The sequence below is a fragment of the Shewanella morhuae genome, from assembly GCF_900156405.1.
Lineage (GTDB): Bacteria > Pseudomonadota > Gammaproteobacteria > Enterobacterales > Shewanellaceae > Shewanella > Shewanella morhuae.
Map to the genome: position 1 here is coordinate 431,904 of NZ_FTNN01000001.1, position 21,727 is coordinate 453,630.

At 39.0% G+C, this 21,727-nt stretch carries 22 protein-coding genes, 1 tRNA gene and 1 pseudogene; 4 read left to right on the top strand and 20 right to left on the bottom strand.

What is annotated here, in order from left to right; all coding sequences use genetic code 11:
• Nucleotides 1-95: 95 nt before the first annotated feature.
• The 17 genes from BW947_RS01905 to BW947_RS01985 form a co-directional block, all read right to left on the bottom strand.
• On the bottom strand, nt 96-2,615 hold the full coding sequence (locus tag BW947_RS01905) for a 6-hydroxymethylpterin diphosphokinase MptE-like protein (protein ID WP_076496626.1): 2,520 nt from the start codon (nt 2,613-2,615) through the stop codon (nt 96-98).
• Nucleotides 2,616-2,723: 108 nt separating this feature from the next.
• Nucleotides 2,724-3,263: an acyltransferase gene (locus BW947_RS18815; protein WP_076496627.1), complete on the bottom strand. Its 540-nt coding sequence runs from the start codon at nt 3,261-3,263 to the stop codon at nt 2,724-2,726.
• Nucleotides 3,264-3,266: 3 nt separating this feature from the next.
• Nucleotides 3,267-4,025 (bottom strand): oxidoreductase, encoded by a 759-nt coding sequence (locus tag BW947_RS18820; RefSeq protein WP_076496628.1) that lies wholly within the window; start codon nt 4,023-4,025, stop codon nt 3,267-3,269.
• A complete protein-coding gene (locus tag BW947_RS01920; protein WP_076496629.1) occupies nt 4,019-4,717 on the bottom strand; it encodes an acylneuraminate cytidylyltransferase family protein in 699 nt (232 codons plus the stop codon). Before BW947_RS01920 ends, BW947_RS18820 begins: the two co-directional genes overlap by 7 nt.
• On the bottom strand, nt 4,714-5,694 hold the full coding sequence (locus BW947_RS01925; RefSeq protein WP_076496630.1) for a Gfo/Idh/MocA family protein: 981 nt from the start codon (nt 5,692-5,694) through the stop codon (nt 4,714-4,716). The genes BW947_RS01920 and BW947_RS01925 overlap by 4 nt, the downstream gene beginning before the upstream one ends.
• Complete coding sequence (locus tag BW947_RS01930) at nt 5,691-6,749, bottom strand: nucleotidyltransferase family protein (RefSeq protein ID WP_076496631.1); 1,059 nt, start codon at nt 6,747-6,749, stop codon at nt 5,691-5,693. Before BW947_RS01930 ends, BW947_RS01925 begins: the two co-directional genes overlap by 4 nt.
• A 1-nt stretch (nt 6,750) precedes the next feature.
• Nucleotides 6,751-7,389 carry an acetyltransferase gene (locus tag BW947_RS01935; RefSeq protein WP_076496632.1) on the bottom strand — a complete coding sequence of 213 codons (639 nt, stop codon included), beginning with the start codon at nt 7,387-7,389 and terminating at the stop codon, nt 6,751-6,753.
• A complete protein-coding gene (neuB, locus tag BW947_RS01940) occupies nt 7,382-8,461 on the bottom strand; it encodes an N-acetylneuraminate synthase (protein ID WP_076496633.1) in 1,080 nt (359 codons plus the stop codon). The genes BW947_RS01935 and neuB overlap by 8 nt, the downstream gene beginning before the upstream one ends.
• A complete protein-coding gene (locus tag BW947_RS01945; protein WP_076496634.1) occupies nt 8,458-9,135 on the bottom strand; it encodes a PIG-L deacetylase family protein in 678 nt (225 codons plus the stop codon). Before BW947_RS01945 ends, neuB begins: the two co-directional genes overlap by 4 nt.
• Complete coding sequence (neuC, locus tag BW947_RS01950) at nt 9,128-10,279, bottom strand: UDP-N-acetylglucosamine 2-epimerase (protein WP_076496635.1); 1,152 nt, start codon at nt 10,277-10,279, stop codon at nt 9,128-9,130. The genes BW947_RS01945 and neuC overlap by 8 nt, the downstream gene beginning before the upstream one ends.
• A complete protein-coding gene (locus BW947_RS01955; protein WP_244153216.1) occupies nt 10,279-11,103 on the bottom strand; it encodes a GNAT family N-acetyltransferase in 825 nt (274 codons plus the stop codon). The genes neuC and BW947_RS01955 overlap by 1 nt, the downstream gene beginning before the upstream one ends.
• A 59-nt stretch (nt 11,104-11,162) precedes the next feature.
• Nucleotides 11,163-12,311 carry a LegC family aminotransferase gene (locus tag BW947_RS01960; RefSeq protein ID WP_076496637.1) on the bottom strand — a complete coding sequence of 383 codons (1,149 nt, stop codon included), beginning with the start codon at nt 12,309-12,311 and terminating at the stop codon, nt 11,163-11,165.
• A 29-nt stretch (nt 12,312-12,340) separates the two neighbouring features.
• Nucleotides 12,341-13,531, bottom strand: coding sequence for a UDP-N-acetylglucosamine 4,6-dehydratase (locus BW947_RS01965; protein WP_076496638.1), 1,191 nt, complete (start codon nt 13,529-13,531; stop codon nt 12,341-12,343).
• Between the two features lie 174 nt (nt 13,532-13,705).
• Nucleotides 13,706-13,975: a hypothetical protein gene (locus tag BW947_RS01970; RefSeq protein WP_143562182.1), complete on the bottom strand. Its 270-nt coding sequence runs from the start codon at nt 13,973-13,975 to the stop codon at nt 13,706-13,708.
• The gene (locus BW947_RS01975) at nt 13,972-15,270 is read right to left on the bottom strand and encodes a motility associated factor glycosyltransferase family protein (RefSeq protein ID WP_076496639.1); all 1,299 of its coding nucleotides are present in this window, start codon (nt 15,268-15,270) and stop codon (nt 13,972-13,974) included. The genes BW947_RS01970 and BW947_RS01975 overlap by 4 nt, the downstream gene beginning before the upstream one ends.
• Before the next feature lie 50 nt (nt 15,271-15,320).
• Nucleotides 15,321-15,396 (bottom strand) — tRNA-Arg (locus BW947_RS01980).
• 55 nt (nt 15,397-15,451) lie between these two features.
• On the bottom strand, nt 15,452-16,618 hold the full coding sequence (locus BW947_RS01985) for a flagellar assembly protein FlgT (RefSeq protein ID WP_076496640.1): 1,167 nt from the start codon (nt 16,616-16,618) through the stop codon (nt 15,452-15,454).
• A 270-nt stretch (nt 16,619-16,888) separates the two neighbouring features.
• Here BW947_RS01985 and BW947_RS01990 point away from each other — a divergent pair, with 270 nt between their 5' ends.
• On the top strand, nt 16,889-17,521 hold the full coding sequence (locus BW947_RS01990) for a FlgO family outer membrane protein (protein ID WP_076496641.1): 633 nt from the start codon (nt 16,889-16,891) through the stop codon (nt 17,519-17,521).
• Entirely contained in the window at nt 17,518-17,967 is a 450-nt protein-coding gene (locus BW947_RS01995; RefSeq protein ID WP_076496642.1) for an LPP20 family lipoprotein, read from the top strand. Before BW947_RS01990 ends, BW947_RS01995 begins: the two co-directional genes overlap by 4 nt.
• A 123-nt stretch (nt 17,968-18,090) precedes the next feature.
• Here BW947_RS01995 and BW947_RS02000 read toward each other — a convergent pair whose 3' ends face one another.
• The 3 genes from BW947_RS02000 to flgA form a co-directional block, all read right to left on the bottom strand.
• A complete protein-coding gene (locus BW947_RS02000; protein ID WP_076496643.1) occupies nt 18,091-18,516 on the bottom strand; it encodes a flagella synthesis protein FlgN in 426 nt (141 codons plus the stop codon).
• Nucleotides 18,517-18,518: 2 nt separating this feature from the next.
• Nucleotides 18,519-18,842, bottom strand: a complete 324-nt coding sequence (gene flgM / locus BW947_RS02005) for a flagellar biosynthesis anti-sigma factor FlgM (RefSeq protein ID WP_076496644.1) — start codon at nt 18,840-18,842, stop codon at nt 18,519-18,521.
• Nucleotides 18,843-18,915: 73 nt separating this feature from the next.
• Nucleotides 18,916-19,623, bottom strand: a complete 708-nt coding sequence (flgA, locus tag BW947_RS02010) for a flagellar basal body P-ring formation chaperone FlgA (RefSeq protein ID WP_076496645.1) — start codon at nt 19,621-19,623, stop codon at nt 18,916-18,918.
• 205 nt (nt 19,624-19,828) lie between these two features.
• Here flgA and BW947_RS02015 point away from each other — a divergent pair, with 205 nt between their 5' ends.
• Together BW947_RS02015 and BW947_RS02020 are read left to right on the top strand one after the other, a co-directional pair.
• Nucleotides 19,829-20,749 (top strand): chemotaxis protein CheV, encoded by a 921-nt coding sequence (locus tag BW947_RS02015; protein ID WP_076496646.1) that lies wholly within the window; start codon nt 19,829-19,831, stop codon nt 20,747-20,749.
• Nucleotides 20,750-20,847: 98 nt separating this feature from the next.
• Nucleotides 20,848-21,687: pseudogene (locus BW947_RS02020) on the top strand (CheR family methyltransferase).
• The last annotated feature ends 40 nt before the right edge of the window (nt 21,688-21,727 follow it).

The window sequence follows — 21,727 nt, forward strand, 5'->3', positions numbered from 1 at the left end:
TGAGCAATGCTGAAATGCGGTTAATTATACGATCTAGTGAGGTAATAGTGAAATTACCGAACACGAATATTAGTGTTCGGTGCGGCTTTATAACATTATTGCGAAGAAGCCATTAATCGCGTGAGCTCTGCTAAATATTCTTGTGCGACTTGATTGTGAGGATCGGCGTCAGTCGCATTAGTAAATGCAGTGTGGGATGCTTCTACTTGATTGATTTCAATCATAAATAACCCTAGTTTTATCCATGTTTGCGTATCCGATGGATATTTTTCTAAGTAATCTAAGTAGACATTAACAGATTGTTGTATTTTGCCTTGAAGCTTTAAAATATGTGCATACTGCGGCATGTATTCATCAATTTTTTCAGCTAACCTAGCTATTGTATATTCAGCAACATTTATATTTCCAAGTTTTAATGAGAGTAGAGAAATTTGTTTTAACTCTATTTCAGATTGTAAATTTTTATCTAGCTCGAGTAAAACAAGAAGTGCTTCATTTTCTTTTTGTTCTAAGAGTAACTGATGACTATATGCAAGATGATAGAGGCGTTTAGCAGTTTCATCTTTTTTTGCGAGTTTTTTTAGATTTAATGCCATTTTAACTAAGCCCGTATGATCATTGTCTCTAATAAGCACAATAATTTTTTCAAAGACATTTTCCATCGAGGCCGATTTTTTGACGTTTTCTATGTACTCCTCAGGCATAATGGTAAGCTGTTCCTGGTATTCATCGGTAATAGATTGTATAAGGAGTTTGTATTCTTCCAATAATTGAGCATTCTGCTTAAATTTCTTATACTCTTGCCAACGAGGATGGTTTCCTTGCCATATATTGATACGACCATGTTGCTTTTCCTTACGCCAAAATTGTACAAGAGGTTCTAGAGAGGCATCTTGAGACAATTCGTTAAATCGTTGACTTAATCTTGTTAGACTATCTTGCGTAAGTTTTGTTAATTGCTCCGAGATACTGATAAATGCTTTATAGTAGTTTTCGGTCATATCTAATACATGTAAATTATCCCATTCCTCGGTCTTTTTGGTGGTTAGAAAGGCTGCAAATTCTGAAAAGCCATAGGTTTTGATTAATTTGACTACACCAGAATGGCTTTTATTTATTTTTTTATCAATAAAATCAATTTTTTTGAGTATTTTCTGTACATCACAAAGTGGTGTTTTTTTATTTTTAAGTTGTTGGTTTAAATTTAAAATATCATTAGAAAACTTGATGATATTACGAAGTATATTTATTTTTCCATGAATTTCATTTTTAGATATAAGATTATCTTGCTTTTTATCTTCCAAACTAAAATCAGGAATCCAGCTAAGTAACTCTGATGGAGAGGGCTCTTCAGTATGTAGAATTATATGCTCTGTATTTTTATATTCTATGCCTTTGACTTTAGCTGCATTGAGTGACAGATTAATAAACTCAATTTCAGTATATGTCTTCGCTTCTGCTGCTAAAGCTTCAATAGCCAATTTTAATTGGGTAACAGTTTCAGCTTTTTCCTCTCCGTAGGTATCTATCCATTCACCCATGATTCCCAAATTAGGTCCAAGGGCTGATTCAACTGAATCTTTAGTATGTGTAAAGCCTGTATTTGTGAAGCATAAATCAACTCCAGTGAGTAGAATTCTTGAAAAACCCATCTTAGTTGCTAAATGAACTGCTGCATTAGTTACTGTAGGTCCTATGGTTTCGATATTTTTTTTGTCATCCAGTTGCCAAGGATATTTATTATCCATAAAAAGATTTTTTCCTGACCATTGTCCTAAGAGTCTGGAATTAACATGAAAAGAGTTTACAAATAAACTAGAATTTGCAAGAGACATCATATCTCTATTGACTTCAAAACTAAAATCATAGGGATCTACCGATACGATAATATGTGGTATTATCCCAGCTTTATATAATTTACCTGCAATACGTGATACCGCAATGATAAAGAGATTCTTAAAGTGAGATTGTATCCAGTCTATTTTGTTATCTAGTGAAGGACCACCTGCAACAACAAGGCAAGTATGTCCGATGAATCTATTTGCTAATAAGGATGCAGGGAGCCTATTTTCAGAAATATTTTTAAATTGTTCTTCAAAATATTTTTTTTGTGATGAGTTTACTCTTTGTTCAAAGTAACCAGCTTCTAATATTTTGAGTATTTGAGTATTAAGGATGCTGTATTCTTGAATATGGCTTGATGTCGCACCTAAGCTTCGATAATGTTTGAAGTGATTTTTAAGTATATATATTCCATATGCATCTGAAAAAAAATGATCTTGGAAGTCTTCATAGTTATAAATAAATAATTGGTTTTCGATTTCTTTTGGAATATCGATATTAAGAAGATTAAGTACCTCATCTAATTCAACAAAAATAAAGATGCTGCCCTTAGGTATGCCTTGTTCAAGAAGGTAGTTTACCAGCAGGCCAGAGTCTAATCCGGTAACGACTTGTAACATATCTTCTTTGGCGAAGTCATTTTTGAATTTTTTATCGTATTGAGTTTTTGAATCAATCGATTCAAACATACTCCGGTTAACACTTGGGAGATAATACTCATTAAATCGACTGATAGAGAAAATGTTTTGTATATTGGATTTATGTAAACTCATAGTTCCTCGTTAAAATCGATTTTTCTATGAAAATTAATAAAGTGATAAAACAATGTGCTATAATTTTTAGTTATTTAAACTGCCAAGTAAATCACTATATTTAGCTAATTATTTAATATGCTTAATTATTTTCGCTGGTTGTCCAGCTACAACGACATAGGGCGGCACGTCCTTGGTTACCACAGAGCCCGCTCCTACTATACTATTTGCACCGATTGTTACCCCCGGTAAAATAATAGCATTGGCCCCAATCCATGAGCCTCGACAGATAAGTACGGGCTCTACAGGCTTATGTCCCTGAAAGAAAATGGCTTGATTCGGCTCGGCAAATTCATGATTAGAGGTGTAAATATGTACACCAGAACCAATCAGGACAAAATCTTCGATAGCGATGTTGACCGAGTTACCGCCGTGTTCGGAGCCAAAAAGCATAGTTCCTGGCCTAAGTACGACTTCATCGCCAATACTAATATGATCACAGCAGATGGCATAACTGCCAGGTCTCATTACACTATTATGGCCAAATTTTGCAAATTTATTTTGGCACAACCATCTACCAAGGCGCTTAGAGTGCAAAAGAAAATGAGTCAGAGGTATGTCTGGCCCAATACGTTTCACTTTTAACCAATAGTAAAGTTTTTTTAGCATAATTTATAATGTAAACCCATCATCAATAGTGATGTTTTGCCCAGTAACATATTGAGATTGTTGTGACAGTAAAAATGTTATTGAACCAACAATATCACTCGGGGTTAACATTCCATGGCCATTTGTCGAGTCTTGATATGCCTTTAGAAATGAAGCCGGTTGGCTATCAAAAATGCCTCCAGGGCTGATACTGTTGATCCTAAAGCGACTGTCTTTAATAAATGCCACTACGTATTTACTTAGGTGAAGCAGGGCTGATTTGATAGCGGCATATTCAACTGGCATGGTCATTGGAGTGCCTTCATATAACGAAAATTTTGGTGCTACAACACCATAAATTGATGAAATATTGACTACAGACATGGGCGATTGTTGTCTGATAAATAGAGTTGCACATTGCTGCATAAACAGAAATGAAGAACCTAAATGTAGTGATAAATTCTCATTAAAGCTATCTAGGCTGACCTCTAAAAATGAAGTGCCATACTGCGTATTTCGAGGATAGGCACAATTAACCGCGCCAGAAAGTTCATTAAGACTTGAAAAAAACCGTTTCACCGCGACTTCATCAGTAATGTCTAGTTCAACTAAGGTTAACGAATTTCCATAATCCTGAATGAGATCTTGAAATTTAAGTCTCATTGCTGAATTTACACGATCTATCGCTATTACTTTTGCGCCTTGGGCGAGTATAGATGCCGTTACTTGGGAGCCGAGCAAACCTGTTGCGCCTGTTATAAGTATTGTTTTTCCCGTTAGCATAACTGTCCTTTGCTGCTTAAAATGGCTTCAGCCAGCTTAAAATCATAAATATCATCGATATCTACCGCTCTCTCTTTAGGCACGATAATATGCGCGACATTGCCAGCGAAAAGATTGTTGACTCTCTGAATGTAGCTTGGTTTTGCCACATAAACAACAGTAGTAATATCATAAATTTGTGGGGCATCCTGTCGCCGATATACTTCAGTTGAAGGCGTATTGACCAATTCAACATTACCGGATGTAGTTTCTTTGACCATATTAAAGTATGGGCTACGATTTGCCGGAGTGGTGGAGATACAAATATCAGCCTTACTACTAATAAGCTTATTCATCGCAGATTCAACATCTGCCACACTTCGTAATGGACTTGTTGCGGGTAAACTAATGAATTGCTCAAATTCGCCATATTTATGGGTTACCCAGTCGATGGCGTGCTGCCAAGAAAGCCATTCTGGCGACTTATCTGTGGCTAAATGTGCCGGTCTGGGTATGAGCTCTGCACCTGCGGCTAAACCAATGGTGGCAATTTTATCATCGTCGGTTGAGACGAAGACTCTATCAATTTTCGCTGTTTGCAGCGCGATTTCAATGGAATAAACAATAAGGGGTTTACCGAGTAAGTCTTTAATGTTTTTTCCTGGAAGTCCTTTTGAGCCACCTCGAGCGAAAATAAAGGCGTATCGTGTCATTGCGTGACTCCCCATTCTGCCTGCTGCTTAATTTTTGCGATTAGGCGCACTGTTTGATGTGCGTCTATTAGAGAAGTATTTGTATGTTGTTTATGTTGAATATGGGATACAAAGTCTGTCACCATATTGAAGTACATTTGATTTTTGTTCCATTCAGGTTGTGAATATAGAACCTGAGTACCCTCTGAATTGTAGTGGCGGATTGTATTGGTTATTAAATCCCAATGTAATCTGCCTTTAGAGCCGATAAAAGTGCACTCTCGTTGAGCTTGTTTCTGAATGAAATCCATATGGATGTAACAAACAGTGCCCTGTTGGCTGGTTAAAATGAGATCTGCAATTTCTTCCACTTCCAGTGCTAACTCATTTGTCGTTCTTAGCTGTGCGTAGCTGAGTTTTAATGGACCTAATAACCAATGCAAATAATCCAACTCATGACTTAATTCTAATAGGGCACCACCACCAAGGGATTTTTGGGCAGATACTGACTCAGAATAATGTTTATTGGGCCGCCAGTCGGGTAAATATTGTCCTACAACTGCGGAGCAGTTATATATTTTGCCAATAAGATCTTCTAATAATAGTTGTTTGATAACGATTGCAGAACTGAGGTATCGCAGACAATACCCCACCATGACTGGACTGTTGTGACTTTGAGCAAGGGTCAAAATACGATCCGCACTCTCAGGTTCTGCGGCTAATGGCTTTTCTATCAATAGGGGAATATTGTGCTTCATTAACGTCGTGGCATGGGTTTCATGCAACGAAGCAGGGGAGGCGACAATCACCAGTTCTGGTTTGTAGTCGATTAGCTCGTTTATATTAGAGAGTACAAGATCAGCAAATTCTATTGGCTGATTTGCGACTCTTCCACTTGCAGAAAGCGCAATAATATTCGCTTGTGGGTAAAGTGCTTTTAGGTTTTGTCGATGACGTTTGGCAATGTTACCCAGTCCAATCACAGCGAGTGTATTCATTGTTCAAAACCGATGGCACAAATATCAATTTGGGCTTGTTTAAAGTCATCCATACGCCCTATATCGAGCCAATACTCATGGATAGGAAACATAAGAACTTGTCCGCCATCTGCAATTTTTTTTTCTAGCAGTGTTGGCATATCAATATGAGTGTTAGCGGGAACAATTTTTATAATATCTTGGTTTATAACATAAATGCCGGCATTAACAAAAAATCGTTGCACGGGTTTCTCGACCATTTCCGTGATACGATTTCCTGTGCCGCTAATCACACCATAGGGAATTTGGTAGTCATACTCTCGAACACATATAGTTGCATCGGCATTATTGTCTTCATGAAATTTAAGTAAGTGTTGAAAATCCACTTTAGTTAAAATATCACCGTTCATCACAATTGTGGGCAATGGTGAAAGGTCTTTTGGGAGCAGGCCGACGGCTCCACCTGTTCCTAAGGGTATCGTTTCATGCACGTAGTTAATATTGACATTCCACCGACTACCATCTCCAAAGTGCGATGCAATTTGTTCCGGCATATAGTGGGTAGAAATATAAAAATTAGTAAAACCAGCTTGAATAAAATTAAAGAGTGCAATCTCTAGCAAGGGGCGATTGCCAACCTTAAGCATAGGTTTGGGGCATTTATCTGTTAAGGGCTTTAGACGTGTTCCAAAGCCTCCCGCCATGATAAGCACTGGATTCTCATAATGCGCTTTTTGTTGTGCACTTTTTAAGGTCTCTAATCCTACAAGAATATGATCTTTAACCAGCGGGATAGATAAAACACTGTACTGTTGCATTAATTGCAGCAGTTTCTTTTTTGAGGTGTTAGGGGAAGCTGTCTTAGGATTGGTGTTCATCACTGCAGTCACAAGGGCGTCAAGTGATAGGTTATTGAGTAAACCTCTACGAATATCACCGTCGGTGATGATGCCTAATAAACGTTCATTTTCATCAGTCACTAATGCAACTTGAAGCGCTTGTGAGTTAATCAGTTGTAAAGCATCACGAAGTGTTTGTTTAGGTGATATTGTCACTTTACTCAATATTGGGTTCATATTATGACCTTTCCTTTATATTACTGCGGTAACCATAAGTTATCGAATTATCGGGCATATCTTTAGTCACTGTGGCTCCCGCCGCGATAATGCAATTTTTACCTATTGAGATACCTTGTATTACATTGGCACCCGTAGCAATATGGGTGCGTTCGCCTATATGAACTCCGCCACAAATAATAGCACCAGGTGCGATATGACAGCCACTGCCTATATCACAATCGTGTTCAATGATTGCGCCTGAATTAATTATTGTACCTCTGCCAATGGTTACACCTGTTTGTATAATAGATCCCGTTAAAATTTGTGAGCCAGCGCCAATAGTTGCATATGACGATAACATCGCATGCTTAGAGACAACGGATTCAAATTCATAATTCAGCTGAGTAAAGTGAGCAAATAGTTTATGGCGTAAATGTTGCCCTGGTAAGGAGCCTAAACCATTGACTAATCTAACCTCATTATAAGGGAATTTCAAAATATCATCATCAGAATCAAAGTGTTGTATATTGCTAAAGAGTGGGCTGCGCCCTTTACTCGGGCTAACCACAGCTAACAAAGTGTAACCTTGATGCAGTAAGATTTCTGTTAAGACACTGGCATGTCCGCCAGAGCCAACCATTATGATAGGTTTAGTCATAGATCACCTCGCCTGACTGGTAATCTCGCTCTGCACATGTATTGAGTTTTTGCCAATATTTGTATGGACTTGTGCCCGTTCCTGGGCGTTTTACCGCAAGATTGTTGACTGAAAATAGCTCGCCCTTTTTTATGCTTGTCGTAGTCACTAAGCTTTTTCTTGCAAGGGGTAGATTTGTCAGTTCGGCGGGTTGAGGCGTTTTTATACCATTTCCCATCGCACGCTCAACGGTGCGAATTGCTGTCACCATCTCCTTAAGCTCATGGGGCTCTAGTGAGGCCTTATGATCTGGACCTGGTAATGCCTTATCCAAGGTAAAGTGTTTTTCAATAATGCACGCGCCCCGTGCTGCGGCCGCAATAGGAATAGTGATCCCTTGACTATGGTCTGAATATCCGACGGGTAAAGAGAAAGCCGAAGCTAAGGTATCCATTACCTTAAGATTGATTTGATCAAAGGGAGCCGGATACTCAGTTGTGCAATGCAGTAAGGTTAACTTTGCTTGTAATGCCTGTTGGCCTTGGGTAGAGGCATAGGCGGCTTGGAAAGCTTGGAGATCAGGGAGCGTGTTGAGTGGGGATGTTAGGCCAAAGGCAATGACCCCCAATGCCGCTTCAACTTCAGCTAAGGTTGACATACCCGTGGATAAAATAAGATCACAGCCAGTCCGTGCATGCTCAAGTAAAAAGGGGGCATTAGTGATTTCTCCCGAGGCTATTTTGAGCGTCTTGAGTTGCAGAGTGTTGACAAGAAATGCCAAGCTTTCAGAATCAAATGCGGTAGATAAAAACTGGATCCCCAGTTTTTGACAATAGCGGATCAAATTCTGATGAGTTTCAAAACTCAGCTCTAAGCGACTTAGCATCGCAAGTTGCGGCTCTATTTTTTGGGTATTCGCTACCTGATAAGCTGCTTGTTGTGCGCTTTCGGTAACTAATCTTTTTGCATTAAAAGTTTGAAACTTAACCGCGTCAGCACCAGCATCAACAGCAGCATCAATTAGCTTAAAAGCCATGTCAAATGAGCCATTATGGTTAACACCAGCTTCTGCTATGACTAAAGTTTGCTTCATTTTATAATCTCTTTTAACAGCATAAACGCTTCTGCAGAATCACATCCAGCTTGCGCCCCTCTCACATGTCCTAAAGACCTGATGGCTTTTATACTTCTTGGAAATGGAAACTCACCTAGCTCAGATGTATATAGCTTTAAAATTAATATTTTCTTTTCCATAAACTCAGAAATATCCACAAATACATTAGGACTAAAAGTTGTATTACCAGGCTTTATATTAAAGTCAGTTTCAGACAAAGTCTCGTAGGCCAGTATTTTTTCAATGAATGGATATCTAAAAGATTTTGTTGTTGAAGCAACAACATCAAATACAACTTCATGATCACTATGAACATCGTTTCGAAATGGGGTATAGACGATTTGAGGTTTTATTTGGTTTATTATAATAGAAAAAGCATCAACCAAATTGCTTTTTGATTGGGTGTCTAACAATGCGGGTGAATATGCTAATTGATGGACCGATTTAAAACCATATTGCTCAGTAACCGCCAACACTTCATTTTGCCTATTTAGTACCGCCTCATCTGAATAGCCTGAATTAGATGATATTTGAGTAACGATTAACCAATGGACTTCATCACCATTTTTTTTATGTTTCAACAGGCTGCCACCACAGCCAAGCGATTCATCATCCGCATGAGGAGCGACTACTAGCACGATTTTTTTAAACATATAAAGGGTCCTCAGGCTTATTTAGAAGTGATTTGAAATTTAGCGATTTAATAAGCTTATGTGCTTTTTCTGCTGAATGACTATCACCATAAATATTAATAACACGACTCATTTTTAAAGCGAAATCTGTTGAAGAAATTTCATTCAAACCAGCTTGAATTGCCTCTGCAGATGAGTCTACAAACAAAACATTATCCGAACAATCTCGACCTTTCTGTCGTAATCCGACATTTAAACAAGGTATTGGAATGCTTGCGGCTTCAAGTAAACCTGCAGATGAATTACCAACAATGATATCGCACGCACTAAATAGATTTAGAAATTCATCACGGGGTAAATTTCCATAAAGCGTTATTTCAGAATATTGCGCAGCTAAACGTGATAGCGTAGAAACAATTAAAGCATTACCGGGGTCGCTATTTGGTGAACCTATAAAGCAATGATAGCCATTTTTTATCAAGGTCATAAGAATGTCATTGACAATATCAGGCGCTTTCATTACTTCATCTTTTATCGGATGGAAAATCACAAGCGCTGCAGGTTTATCTATAATTTTACCGGCAATTATATATTTTATATCTGCTATTGGCACAATATTTTTAAACTTATCTAGTGCAATGCTACCTATATCAAAAATTCGATTTTCAGGCTCTTTTAACGCTAATAAACGTGCTTTGTGAATAGCCGTGCTAACGAAATGTACTGTTGATAATTTACTAACAGCATGACGGATCGAATTGTCAATATAACTATCACTCGCATGGTCTCCACCATAAAAGTGCAAAGTTGGGATAGATAAGTAACCACCAAGTAATGCACCAATCATTACATCTTCTCTATCACCAGCATAAATAATTAAATCTGGCGAAAAAGCTGAAACTGAGTCGACCGCTGATAACAATAAAATTGATGCACTTTTGAGTCTAGATTTAGGTGTGTCACTATTAATTAGGCTATCAATTTCAAGAAGAACATCAAAACCATCACGGTGAATATCTTTTATAGTATAGTCGTGAATGGCCGAATTATGTGTGCCACCAACTAATAATTTCAATTCAATATCGATATCATTATGCAGCCGAGTATATAAAGGACTTAACAAATCATAATCAGATCGAATAGAGGTTAGCGCTAAAATTCTCATCAAAATATATCCGACATAGACATTTGTACAAATATTTTTGGAGCTGTTGACATATTAAAAGTGCGATATCCAAAACGGTACGGGAACGCGGTAATGACGCCTTCAGGTAAAATGTCATTTTCTTGAATCGGTAAAATAATATTGTAGCTTTGTTCTAAGGCTAAATTGTGCAAATTGCCTCTCTCACCTAAGTGCATTATATCAGCAATACCATCCAGAGGCTTAACTCCTAATCCATTGATATAATTCCATTGTTGATTAGGTTTATTAGTTCTCCAATATTTAATGTTAGTTTTTTCCATGTTCAGCGTTAAAGAATCAACGGTTTTTATTCGAGTGATTTTTTCTGCTACAAAATAAACCGATGATTTAGATATCTGTATTACTCGGTACTTATCTGAAACAATCCACTGTAGTCGTTTAATAAATCCAGGAGTAGAGCTTTCATTTGGAAAACCAAACACTATTGCTGGTTGATTAAATGCATTAATTAAGTTGTACACTCGTTCAGCTAATTTTTGAAAAAGCCCGTGTTTTCGATAGTTAATTCCTACCATTGTTGTCATTGATAAAAAGCCTAAAACAGATTCGTTTTCAGACTCTAAATTCATAGGAACAACTGCATAATGGCCAATCAACTTTTTACCATCAAAAGCCATCGATACTAAAGGTTCACCAAATGGGTTATCTAAATATGCCCATTGCCATAGCTCTTTTGATAAATTTTTATCGAAAGACTCTAAAAATAATTCAGCAATAGCATCATAATAATTGATCAATTCATCTTTATGCATGACATCAATAATTTTAAAATTATGGCTCATCATTTTCTTCCCTCTTCTGATTTAACATTAGTAACAACATTGTTCGTTTTTATTAAATTTTATTTATCTAGGGTTAAAGCACTACTAGGAATGTTAACAAGCCTGTGTGAAATCCACTCTGAATAGCTCAGATTACCTCTTAATGCATTTTTAAACATTGGCAGTTTATGCATTAATTTCCATACCGGTCGGGTCATCACACCCGCATCATTAGTTGCTTTTAATATTTCATCACGACGGCGTAAATCTGGGCAAATAATTGCGTTAAGCCAATAATTAGACTTGGCATAATCGGGTTCATTCACAAATTGCCATTCGGTGTTGCTAAAGAAATCTTGGTAGTGGTGTGCCAGTGCACGTTTTTGCCCAATAAAGAGAGGTAAGCTTTCCATTTGAGCGCAGCCAAGGGCCGCATTTAGATTGGGCATTCGATAATTGAAACCCGCCTCATTATGGTAAAACTCATAAGGGTGGGGCACCTTCGCGGTTGTTGTAATGTGTTTTGCTCGCTCGCCACTGACTTTATTGCGGGCTAATAACATACCGCCGCCGCCAGTGGTGATGATTTTATTGCCATTAAAACTCAGTGCTCCAAAATCACCCATAGTACCTGTGTGTGTTCCCTTATAGTAAGAACCTAAACTTTCTGCCGCATCTTCAATTAAGACCAGATTCCATTGTTTACAAATCTGAAGTAATTCATCCAGTTGTGCTGGATGGCCGAAAGTATGCATCGGCAATAGTGCTTTTATTGTTTGGCCGGTTTTTTTATGAATGCATTTCCCGTGTTCATCGATAATTCCATAATCAGTTAAATAAACGGCGACAGCTTGAGGGCATAGACTGAGACTAGTTGTCGAAATATCAATAAAAATAGGTTCAGCACCTAGGTGGTATAAGGTATTACAGGTCGCCACAAAAGTGAGTGCTTGTGTGATAACCAGATCGCCGCGCTTAACATTAGCCATGTACAGAGCGGTATGCAAAGCACTCGTGCCACTAGAGGTCGCAACCGCTTTAGGTGATTTGGTAAAGGTTTCAATTTTGTGTTCGAAATCGTTTACGAATCGGCCAACGCTAGATACATAAGTGCTAGCAATAGTCTCTGCCACATAAGTTTGCTCATTCCCTGGAAAAGTTGGCGCATGTAAGGGAATAAACTCATTGGTTTGATAAGTGTCGCGAATAAACTCAATTAATGACCACATTATGTTGCTACCTTTAAAATCTAGCGAATTTACATTTTTTCATCGAGAGACTTCCCTGTTTCCCGATGGGCGAAATCGGGTAACATTAACAAAAAAAGATCCAATAATTGTTTTTTAGTCCATGATTTTTCTAAAAGCATAGCTTGAATGCTCTGCTCGAAAAAAACGATTAACTTGGCATTGTATTGGAGCTCATTTTTAATAATGCCCAATTCAGCAAAGCTATCCATGTCCAGAGTCTCTTTTTTCGTGAAAAACTCCTCAAAATCCTTTTCACCTGAGGTATCACTAATACTGAAGTAGCAGGGCCATAACCCTTCGGCAGGTAAAGTAAATGAGAGTTCTCTAGCCTCATCTTCACTGTTACAAATATAGGCTTTATAACCACGAGTTAACAGGTAGCGGGTTGCGATATCTGCAAAGGAGATAAGGTGTTGTGACTCATCGAGCTTGGGAAAGTAAATGTCTCTATTTTCACCGAAAATACACGACATCAAACAAAGCTCCCCAGATTCCTGAGGCGTCAAAAAATAGCGTTTTATATCAGTTGGTGCAACTATGGGTTGTTGTTTCAACATTCGTTGGTTAAAGCTATGTAGTAAAGAGCCATCTGAAAAGGCAACATTGGCAAACCGGGCTGTGGAAATAGCCAGTTGTTCGCTGCCGCGCATCAAAAACATTTCCATGATACGTTTTGATGCTCCCATCATATTCACTGGGTTCGCCGCTTTATCGGTAGAGACACAAAAATATTTTTTAACCCCGTAGGCAATTGATTGCTTAATCGTTTTGTCAGTATTAAGAATATTGACGTTAATCATGCGCATTAAGGTGAAGGGATCTTTCTCGCTTCTTACATGCTTAAGTGCTGAGAGATTAAGGACATAATCATACTGGCCATCTCTAGCGATGAAAGCATCATATTCAATGGAGTCGACATCAAGGGCAAACGTTTGAAAGTCACCAGCAATATAGCCAAAGGAGCTGCGTATATCCCTAACCAGCTCGGCTAAGTTATTCTCACTGAGATCGACAACATGCAACTTGAGCGGAGTGCGTTTAAAGATTTCTTTAACAACCGCTTGACCAATAGAGCCTGCGCCACCGATAACGAGAAAACGTGAATGGTTGACCTCTTGATTTAACGAGGAATTATGATGGCTGATATCTGATACAAAAAGTGCGCTCTCCCTTCCTATTAATTTCAATATGTCCGTCATTGGGGATCCTATTGGTGTTGGATATGCTTATGCCAAATTGAGCCAGAAAATCTAAGTCTCTATACAGAGAGTTAAATTTTATCTTATTTTTGCATTTAACATGATGAATCTAGTTCTATTTACTGCATAAAATAAATGCAAAAAATGAACCAGATTGCTATAAATGTGGTGTGATTATGGTTTAAAAGACGCTTTTAACAGCAGAGGTAAGTCATATTCAAGACTGTCAGCCAAAGAAAGCCAGTCGTGACGTTCTTGCGCTGCAAGCATCTCTCTAAATAATAGTGCAACAGTCTTGACATTTGTTAGTTCAGGCAGCACAGGTTTGAGCAGGTCTATACAATGAGCAAAGTCATGTGAACCATCGGCTTCATAGCCTAATCGAAACTTACTAGCAGTAGATATCAATTTCATCATGAGTACGTCAATTGGTTTATTGTTCAAGACTTACACTCCTGATATGGAGCGCCATCAATGGCGGCGCCATCTAAACTTGCGTTATAAAATGTTACATATGGTTTAGAATAAATGTAATGTTCTAATGCAAGTAGATATCCACGAAAACTAAGATCCGTCGCAACTTTTTCCCCATAACCATTCATTACCCAATGTTTTTTCTCATGGGCTATAGATATTCCCAACTCGCCGTCTTGCCAGAAAGCATGCGTCTTATTATGTGGATAACTAAAATCGCAACCAAATAAGATAATAGTTTGACTTTTTAGGTGTACCGCTAAATCTATGGTTGGGTGGATGACGCTGCCATTAGTAAATAAGCGTAATTTAGGAGCGAGTTGGTATAACTCATCATAGACTTGACTCAGCGAATAAGCTGCAAAACGTTGTCCTGGCCACCATTGTAATAAATCCTGTTGTGACTTGGGAAAATAGACTAGTTTCACACTGGCGGGGATATTATCTGGTAATAGCTGTTGTGACATATGTTGATCTAGACTAACAACGATATCAGGAATAATATTTTCATTGAGTAATGCTTTTAATGCGGTGTCGACACTAATCATTAATGGTCGAGTGGACTTTGGTAATGCCCGCTGTACTCTGAGATATGCGTAATGTAGCTCTAGTGTTGGACCTGTGGCTATGACTAATGTCTTAGTCGGTTGGTAGTGGGAGCTTAAGTCTGCGGCATCACTGTCTTTTTTTATAGTGGCAAGATTTTCCATCATCCGTTGCTTGAGCTTAGCATCAACATTGTTATGTTTTTTATTTGCATAGGTCAGGTTATTATTAAATACCAATAAGTCACGCAGTCTAGCATTATCATCACTACTCAATGATAGTTCTGGGGTAATAGCAATATATTGTTGTGCTAACCTGTGATGTTGAAGCTGAAATTCCAGCTCTAGGCGTTGATCGCTTAACCATTGTCGTTGATCGGTATAAGTCAATAATAAGGCAAATAGATTTACGTTGAGTAGGCAGATACGAATATGTTTTATGGCTGAATTTTGCACGAGAATTGTAGGAACATCCCCCATGCCGACGCCATAAATAGTTGCTTCATTACAGTTGCTTGGCAGTTGACTAATTAAAAGCTGTGCTTCTGCAATACGATTGTGACGGCTGCTTAACTGGATACCATTTACGCTAATGGTTTGCTCAGTACCTTGCACTAAATGGGCATTTAAATCTAAGACTGAAGCTGTATTTAGCATTTGACTTAGTAATGGCCAGCGTTGCTTTATAATTTCTAAGTTGGAGTCAAAAAGTACAGTCATTAACCGTATCCTTGAAAGTCATTGTAATTTATCAAGATAAGTTTGTTAACTGGTCTCTCCACAGGGACTCGAACCCCGATCGGCCGCTTAGGAGGCGGCTGCTCTATCCTGTTGAGCTATAGAGAGACGAGCATAATTATACTGGTTTTATCCTTGATTAAAAGGCTTAAAATTTAGTTGCTTAAATCTTAATCGCTATGTCGTTTATCTGCACATTATAGGTGGCATTTTGATCTTCAAGTACTGCAGTTGAGCTTTCTTCGCTCACTTGTTCAATTTTTACAGTAGCTCGACTCTTAGTGGCGATAGCGCGCATTTCGTTAAGTCGATCGGGTAAATTTTGTTGTAGTACGACTTGGAATTTATCACCAACACGAATGCCATGTTTACGACCTAGATTTAAAATAATTCTGTCTGCTTGGCGGCTCACTACTTGGCCCAGTAATGGTCTGCAATTGAGCGTGCTGTCTAAGTCTTGAGTAGCTTGTTGTATTAATTGGGTGATACTTTTACCGTAGAACGAACGCCAGAATCTATCGCTATTAGGTGTCACTATGGCTTGTTCTTCAAATTCCCAAGGTGCTGATGTACTGTAGCTTTTGCTCCAAACTTCTTCTCCACTTATCCCATGGTAGAGACTTAGTTTAAAATGAAATTGTCTTGTCGGAGCCTCATCCCATAATCCAAGAAAGGTCGCTTGCACAGGGTCTACTGAAATATCGATAATTTGGGGCTGCAATATATACTGGCTGTCGGTGATTTCACTGAGCCAACTTGGGAGCCGATAACCACGAACATCGACAAGCGCTGGTGTAATATCGAGTCGCTCTTTAGCATGGAGATGGCTAAAACTTGTGGATGAGTAATCTTCTATTGTATTACCTAGTTTTTCGGCGATAGCTTCTTCAAAACCTGAAAGCTGTCCGTATCTTAGTTGAGTACGATCTTTAATTTGCGATTGTGGAATTAATATAGCGGCTTTTAAATGCGCGTTAGGGCATTGTGGTGTCTGATCATCATTTAGATCGATTCTTAGGGAAACATTTATTTTATTTCCTTGAATTCTCTCATTAATGAGTTGAATGCTACTTGCCTGAGCATAACGGTTTAATGCAAATTTATTCTGCGTGAGATTACCATTGGTTGTTTGTTGCTCACTGGATATTCTAATACCAGCGTTTAAAGTCGCATAACTCACAGCTTGATTAATCGCTTCTTCTCTTGCTTGAGCTATGTTGCCATTTACTATAGCGGCTTCCCCACTGGCCTCTATCCATTCGGCTTGAGTCGGTAACGACAATAGTGCAAAGCTCAGCATAATGAGCGAAGCTGAACGTGATATACGCATCAATTCAATCCTTATCGCTAAGCTAATGGCGATACAGTTTATTAAGCCAGTTTTCTGGCACCCTATCTAATATTGTGGAAAGCAATTTCCATGCCTAATTAGCTAAGTGTTTTGATAAAGGTTTATCTGTAACGGCCGATAAAGTCGATATGAAAAATAATATTTTTGGTTCGGACGTAACCTTGGTCTAAAGTTTGCTTTATTAGTTTATCACAATAGGGTGAGCCACTTTATTGTCAACAAACCCATACCATCAATGAGGTACATTCAATGCTAAAGCGCGTAATAATTCCCTTAACATTGTTAATGTTAGGTGGATGCGTTGTTAAACCAGTTACACCGCTAAAGCCCAGTTTAGTGGATGGCAATGGTTTGCCGCCAACAGCCATGATTAACCATCTGGCGCAGCGAATAGTCACTGAATTAGTTAAGCAAAATGATGCTCTACGCTCTGATCAGCCTATTGTCGTCACGACACCCGTACTGGTTGGCGATATGCATAGCTCTAATGCGCTGGCGCAGCAATTACAACAGGGGTTAATGACCTCGCTGCATAGTTTTCAATTTAATGTCGTGGATTTAAATCTAGCGGATGGCTTACAAGTCACTACTGATGGTGATTTTATTTTGACGCGGGATTGGCAAAAACTCTCGAAAGACTTACCCGTAGAGCATCTTTTGGTATCGACAATGAGCGCTGTTACCAATGGCATGGCAATTAATACGCGTATTGTGAGTTTGAGTAACAATCGTGTGGTGTCGGCTTCGCAAACGTTTGTGACTCAAAAAGAATTGGCTAACTATATGCAGCCTTCGGAGCAAATCGTGTCACAAAACGGCATCCTTTACCGACAGGCCAGCTCAGGTATGAATGAAGTACGAGTCTTAGGAGATGGAAAATGAAACGTTATTTGGTACTCATTACTGCGCTTTTATTGAGTGGCTGCGCCGCAAAGGATAAATATGTTCAGTGGGAGGACGTGCCACCGCCTAATTTTCCAAAGTTAACCGCTATTGGTTATGCACCGTTAGCCACTCAGCCAGCCAAAGAGCAATCGCAGCGGGTATTAATGGCGATGCAAGCCTCAAAAATTGTGGCGTATCGAGAGTTAGCTGAACAGGTTTATGGCCAAAAAATCACCGCCAATAGCAGTGTAAGTGATTGGATGTTGACCGACGATAATGTTAAAGCCTCTGTTTCTGGGGTGATACGCGGTGCGCGAGTGGTTAAGAGCTATCCGGCGGGTGAACATTATGTCACAGAGTTAGAGCTTGATTTTTCTCAGGTTTGGGCACTTTACCAACAACAGAGTCGTCCACAAAAGGTGAAAGAAGTGACTTACTTTTAGCTGTTTAGAGTGTTCCTAACATGAACGATTGAGCCGCGTATTTACGCGGCTTTTCTTTAATACACAAATCGCGAGGGTTATAATCTGAGCGTAAGATAAGGAATAGTAAAGGGAATACGCTTGCTAGGCTTTTAAATCATTGCCTAAGCTCGAAATAGTTGAGGTTTTACCTTTGTCGTTATAAGTGAGACTAGTCGCATTTCTACTTGCTTGTAAAGCTTGTGCAAAACGATTTAGACTGGCTAAATTCATCTCAATTAAACTGGCATTTTGTTCGTTAAGCTCTTTGCATTCAGTCAATGCTGCTTTAATAATATCCATTTTATGGATAAGTTCTGCCTGCTGAGTGAGCTGTGTTTTATCACTGTGTGCGGCTAAAATGTCATCATTAGCTTTTAGAACTTTCAAGCATTGTGATTTTTCACTAGCGAGTGACAGCAGTAAATCGGCGTTTTGGTCAGCCAAAGCGCCTTTTTCCTTGAGTATGATGTGCTTAAGTACAGCCAAATGGGCGTGTTGTTGATCTACCAGTTTAGCTATTGCTGTCATAGTTACTCTTTATTTAAGTCATTAAGTTCGGCTTCAAAACTTGCAATATTAGCAGCCAACTTTTCAGGATCAATCTTGTAACGACCTTCGGCAATAGCCTGTTTAATTTCAGCGACTTTCTTTTGGTCAACTTCAGGAAGGCTCGCCATTTTAGACTGAGCTTTTTGTAGTTGTTGTGCTTGGGCCGTAATAACCACAGAATCACTTTTTTGTGGTGTTGTCGATTTTGTCGCAACTTGAGCAGGTTGTTCATTGCTGGCTTTAGTTGCCCCAGCTCGAACTTGTGCAGTGTTTGCAGTATTGAGTTTGCTAATGTCTATGGCCATTTTCAGCTCCAGCGTGTGTATTCGGGATTTCTTAACTGGGTATCGGCAGCTTATAAAAAAGCTTTAGACTATTTTACATTCTTACTTCAACTTCGCCAATGCCCGTGACTATAGCATCGAGTTCTTTGTTTGAACTGCTATTTTTGATTCTTATCCGATCGCCCCTATTCCCATCTTGCAGAGCTTCTCCCGCTGTTTTAAGTTCGAAAGAGTTAGAACGCACATGGATAGATACTGAGTCATTCTTACAAACGAAGCATAAGTTGTTGCTCAATATAGGAGAATTTTTTGCTACTCGTCGCTTTACGCGTACTCCAGCTAATTTATTAGGGTCATCAAATTCAGCCCCTCTTAAACTATTTTGCTCGATGTAACGTACTTCGACCTGGCTGGGTGAGATGAGTTCGCCGGGAGCTAAGGTTTCTGTTGAAACAACAACGGGAAATAATATATCGACACGTACCGATATATATATTTGCCATGGGTAGGCTAAGTCTTGCGTGTCACAGCTCACTTTGAGAGTGTTATTACGACTAATTTCTCTATCGCTCGCCATTTCAATATTAATAGGCGACGAACATTGTGACGGTAACATTCTTGCGTCAACTATTTGCGGTGTAATACTGACCCTAGCATTGTCTGGCGCTGATACTTTTTCAACAATAAGCGCTTTAGCTAATTCTGATATGGCCGATATGGTGGGGACAATAGATTCTGCGCTCGCAGAGGCGGGCGTTAATATGGCAAAAATACACAAAAAATAGACTAAATTTACTTTCATAATGAAGAGACTAGCGTGTAACGCTAGAATACACCTATACTTTTATAAAGTTCGAAGCTGGTCATTGTTTGAGTTATTTAGACAACTGCCAGAAGATTGACTCAACTTCGACTAGGTTTATCGATAGATAAGACGTAAGCAATTAATATGCCTATACTCACCTGAGTCATAGGGCCGTACATAAACAGAACAACAAGGCAGAGTTATGTCGAGTATTCTTGATTCAGTCAACAAGCGAACTCAGCTCGTTGGTCAAAACCGTTTAGAACTACTGCTTTTTAAGTTAAATGGTCGTCAGCGTTTTGGGATTAACGTTTTTAAGGTTAAAGAGGTACTGCAGTGTCCACCACTGACCACTTTGCCTAAACTTAACCCGAATGTAAAAGGTGTCGCTCATATTCGCGGTACGACTATTTCTGTTATCGATTTGAGTGCAGCAACTGGCGGTCGGCCATTAACCAGCACTGAAAACTGTTTTATTATTATTTCGGAATATAACCGTAGCGTTCAAGGTTTTTTAGTCAGTTCAGTTGAGCGTATTATCAACATGAATTGGGAAGCCATTATGCCGCCACCACAAGGCGCAGGCCGCAATTCTTACCTGACAGCCGTGACTGAAATTGAAGGTGAATTAGTTGAAATTCTTGATGTGGAAAAAATACTATATGAGATATCACCCGTAAAAACGGCTATCAGTGAAGAGGTAAATGAGAAGCTAACCCTAGATAGAAATCGACATTACCATATTATGGTAATCGATGATTCTGCCGTGGCACGTAAACAAATTATTCGCTCACTTGAATCATTAAATTTACAAATTGATACAGCAAAAGATGGTCGAGAAGCATTAAATAAGCTTAAAGAAATCGCCAAAGAGATGGATAATGTTGCTGATGAAATTCCACTTATTATCTCAGATATTGAGATGCCAGAGATGGATGGCTATACCTTGACCGCTGAAATTAGAGATGATCCAAAATTAAAGCATATCAAAGTAGTGCTACATACTTCATTAAGTGGGGTGTTCAATCAGGCAATGGTTCAAAAAGTCGGCGCAAATGACTTTATTGCTAAGTTTAACCCCGACGAGCTCGCGGCTGCGGTGAATAAGCATTTGAGCTTATAAATTTGTGGGTTAGTACCTCGGTAAGCTTTACGCTATAATCTCGATTCATAACATAATAGTTTCGCACTGATTTTAGTGCATGCTATAAGATTTAGGATGTGAATGTGCCAAATAAATCACTCGCTGAAGCTGAATATAATCAATTTAGGTTGTTCTTAGAGTAACATAGCGGCATCGTACTGGGTGAGAATAAACAATATCTTGTGCGCAGCCGTTTAGCTCCTTTGATGGGGAAATATAACCTGCCATCCTTGTCTGACGTGGTTAAACACTCGATGAAGCCGACAGAGCGAGCACTGCGAGCCGAAGTGATCGATGCTATGACGACGAATGAAACTCTCTGGTTCCGTGATCGTTATCCGTTTGAATTATTAAACAACGTATTATTACCCGAGTATAGCCGTTTGGGGCGTCCTCTTAAAATTTGGTCGGCCGCGTGTTCGTCTGGGCAAGAGCCTTATTCTTTAGCTATGACGATACTCGAATATCAACAGAAGAAGCCTGGTGCGCTTGCGGGGAGTGCCTCTATTCAAGCGACAGATTTATCGCCCTCGATGCTTGAGCGTTGTAAAAATGCAGAATACGACGGTTTGGCATTAGCACGTGGTTTGTCTGAAGAACGAAAACGCCAGTTTTTTGATGCATTACCTTCTGGAAATATGAAGTTAAAGGATAATGTGAAGCGTCTAGTCAATTTCAGAGCACATAATCTGCTTGAGAGTTATAGCCTGCTTGGTAAGTTTGATATTATCTTTTGTCGTAATGTGCTTATTTATTTTGCACCGGAGGCAAAGGCAAAGATTTTGCGGCAATTCGCTGCCGCTCTTAACCCTAAAGGGATTTTATTCCTTGGGGCTTCTGAATCAATTGCTGGATTAACTGACGAATTTGATATGGTGCGTTGTAATCCAGGGATTTATTACCAGAAAAAGACTTAAATTAACTGCTTAAATAAGGATTGCTGACAGTAGAGTCGGC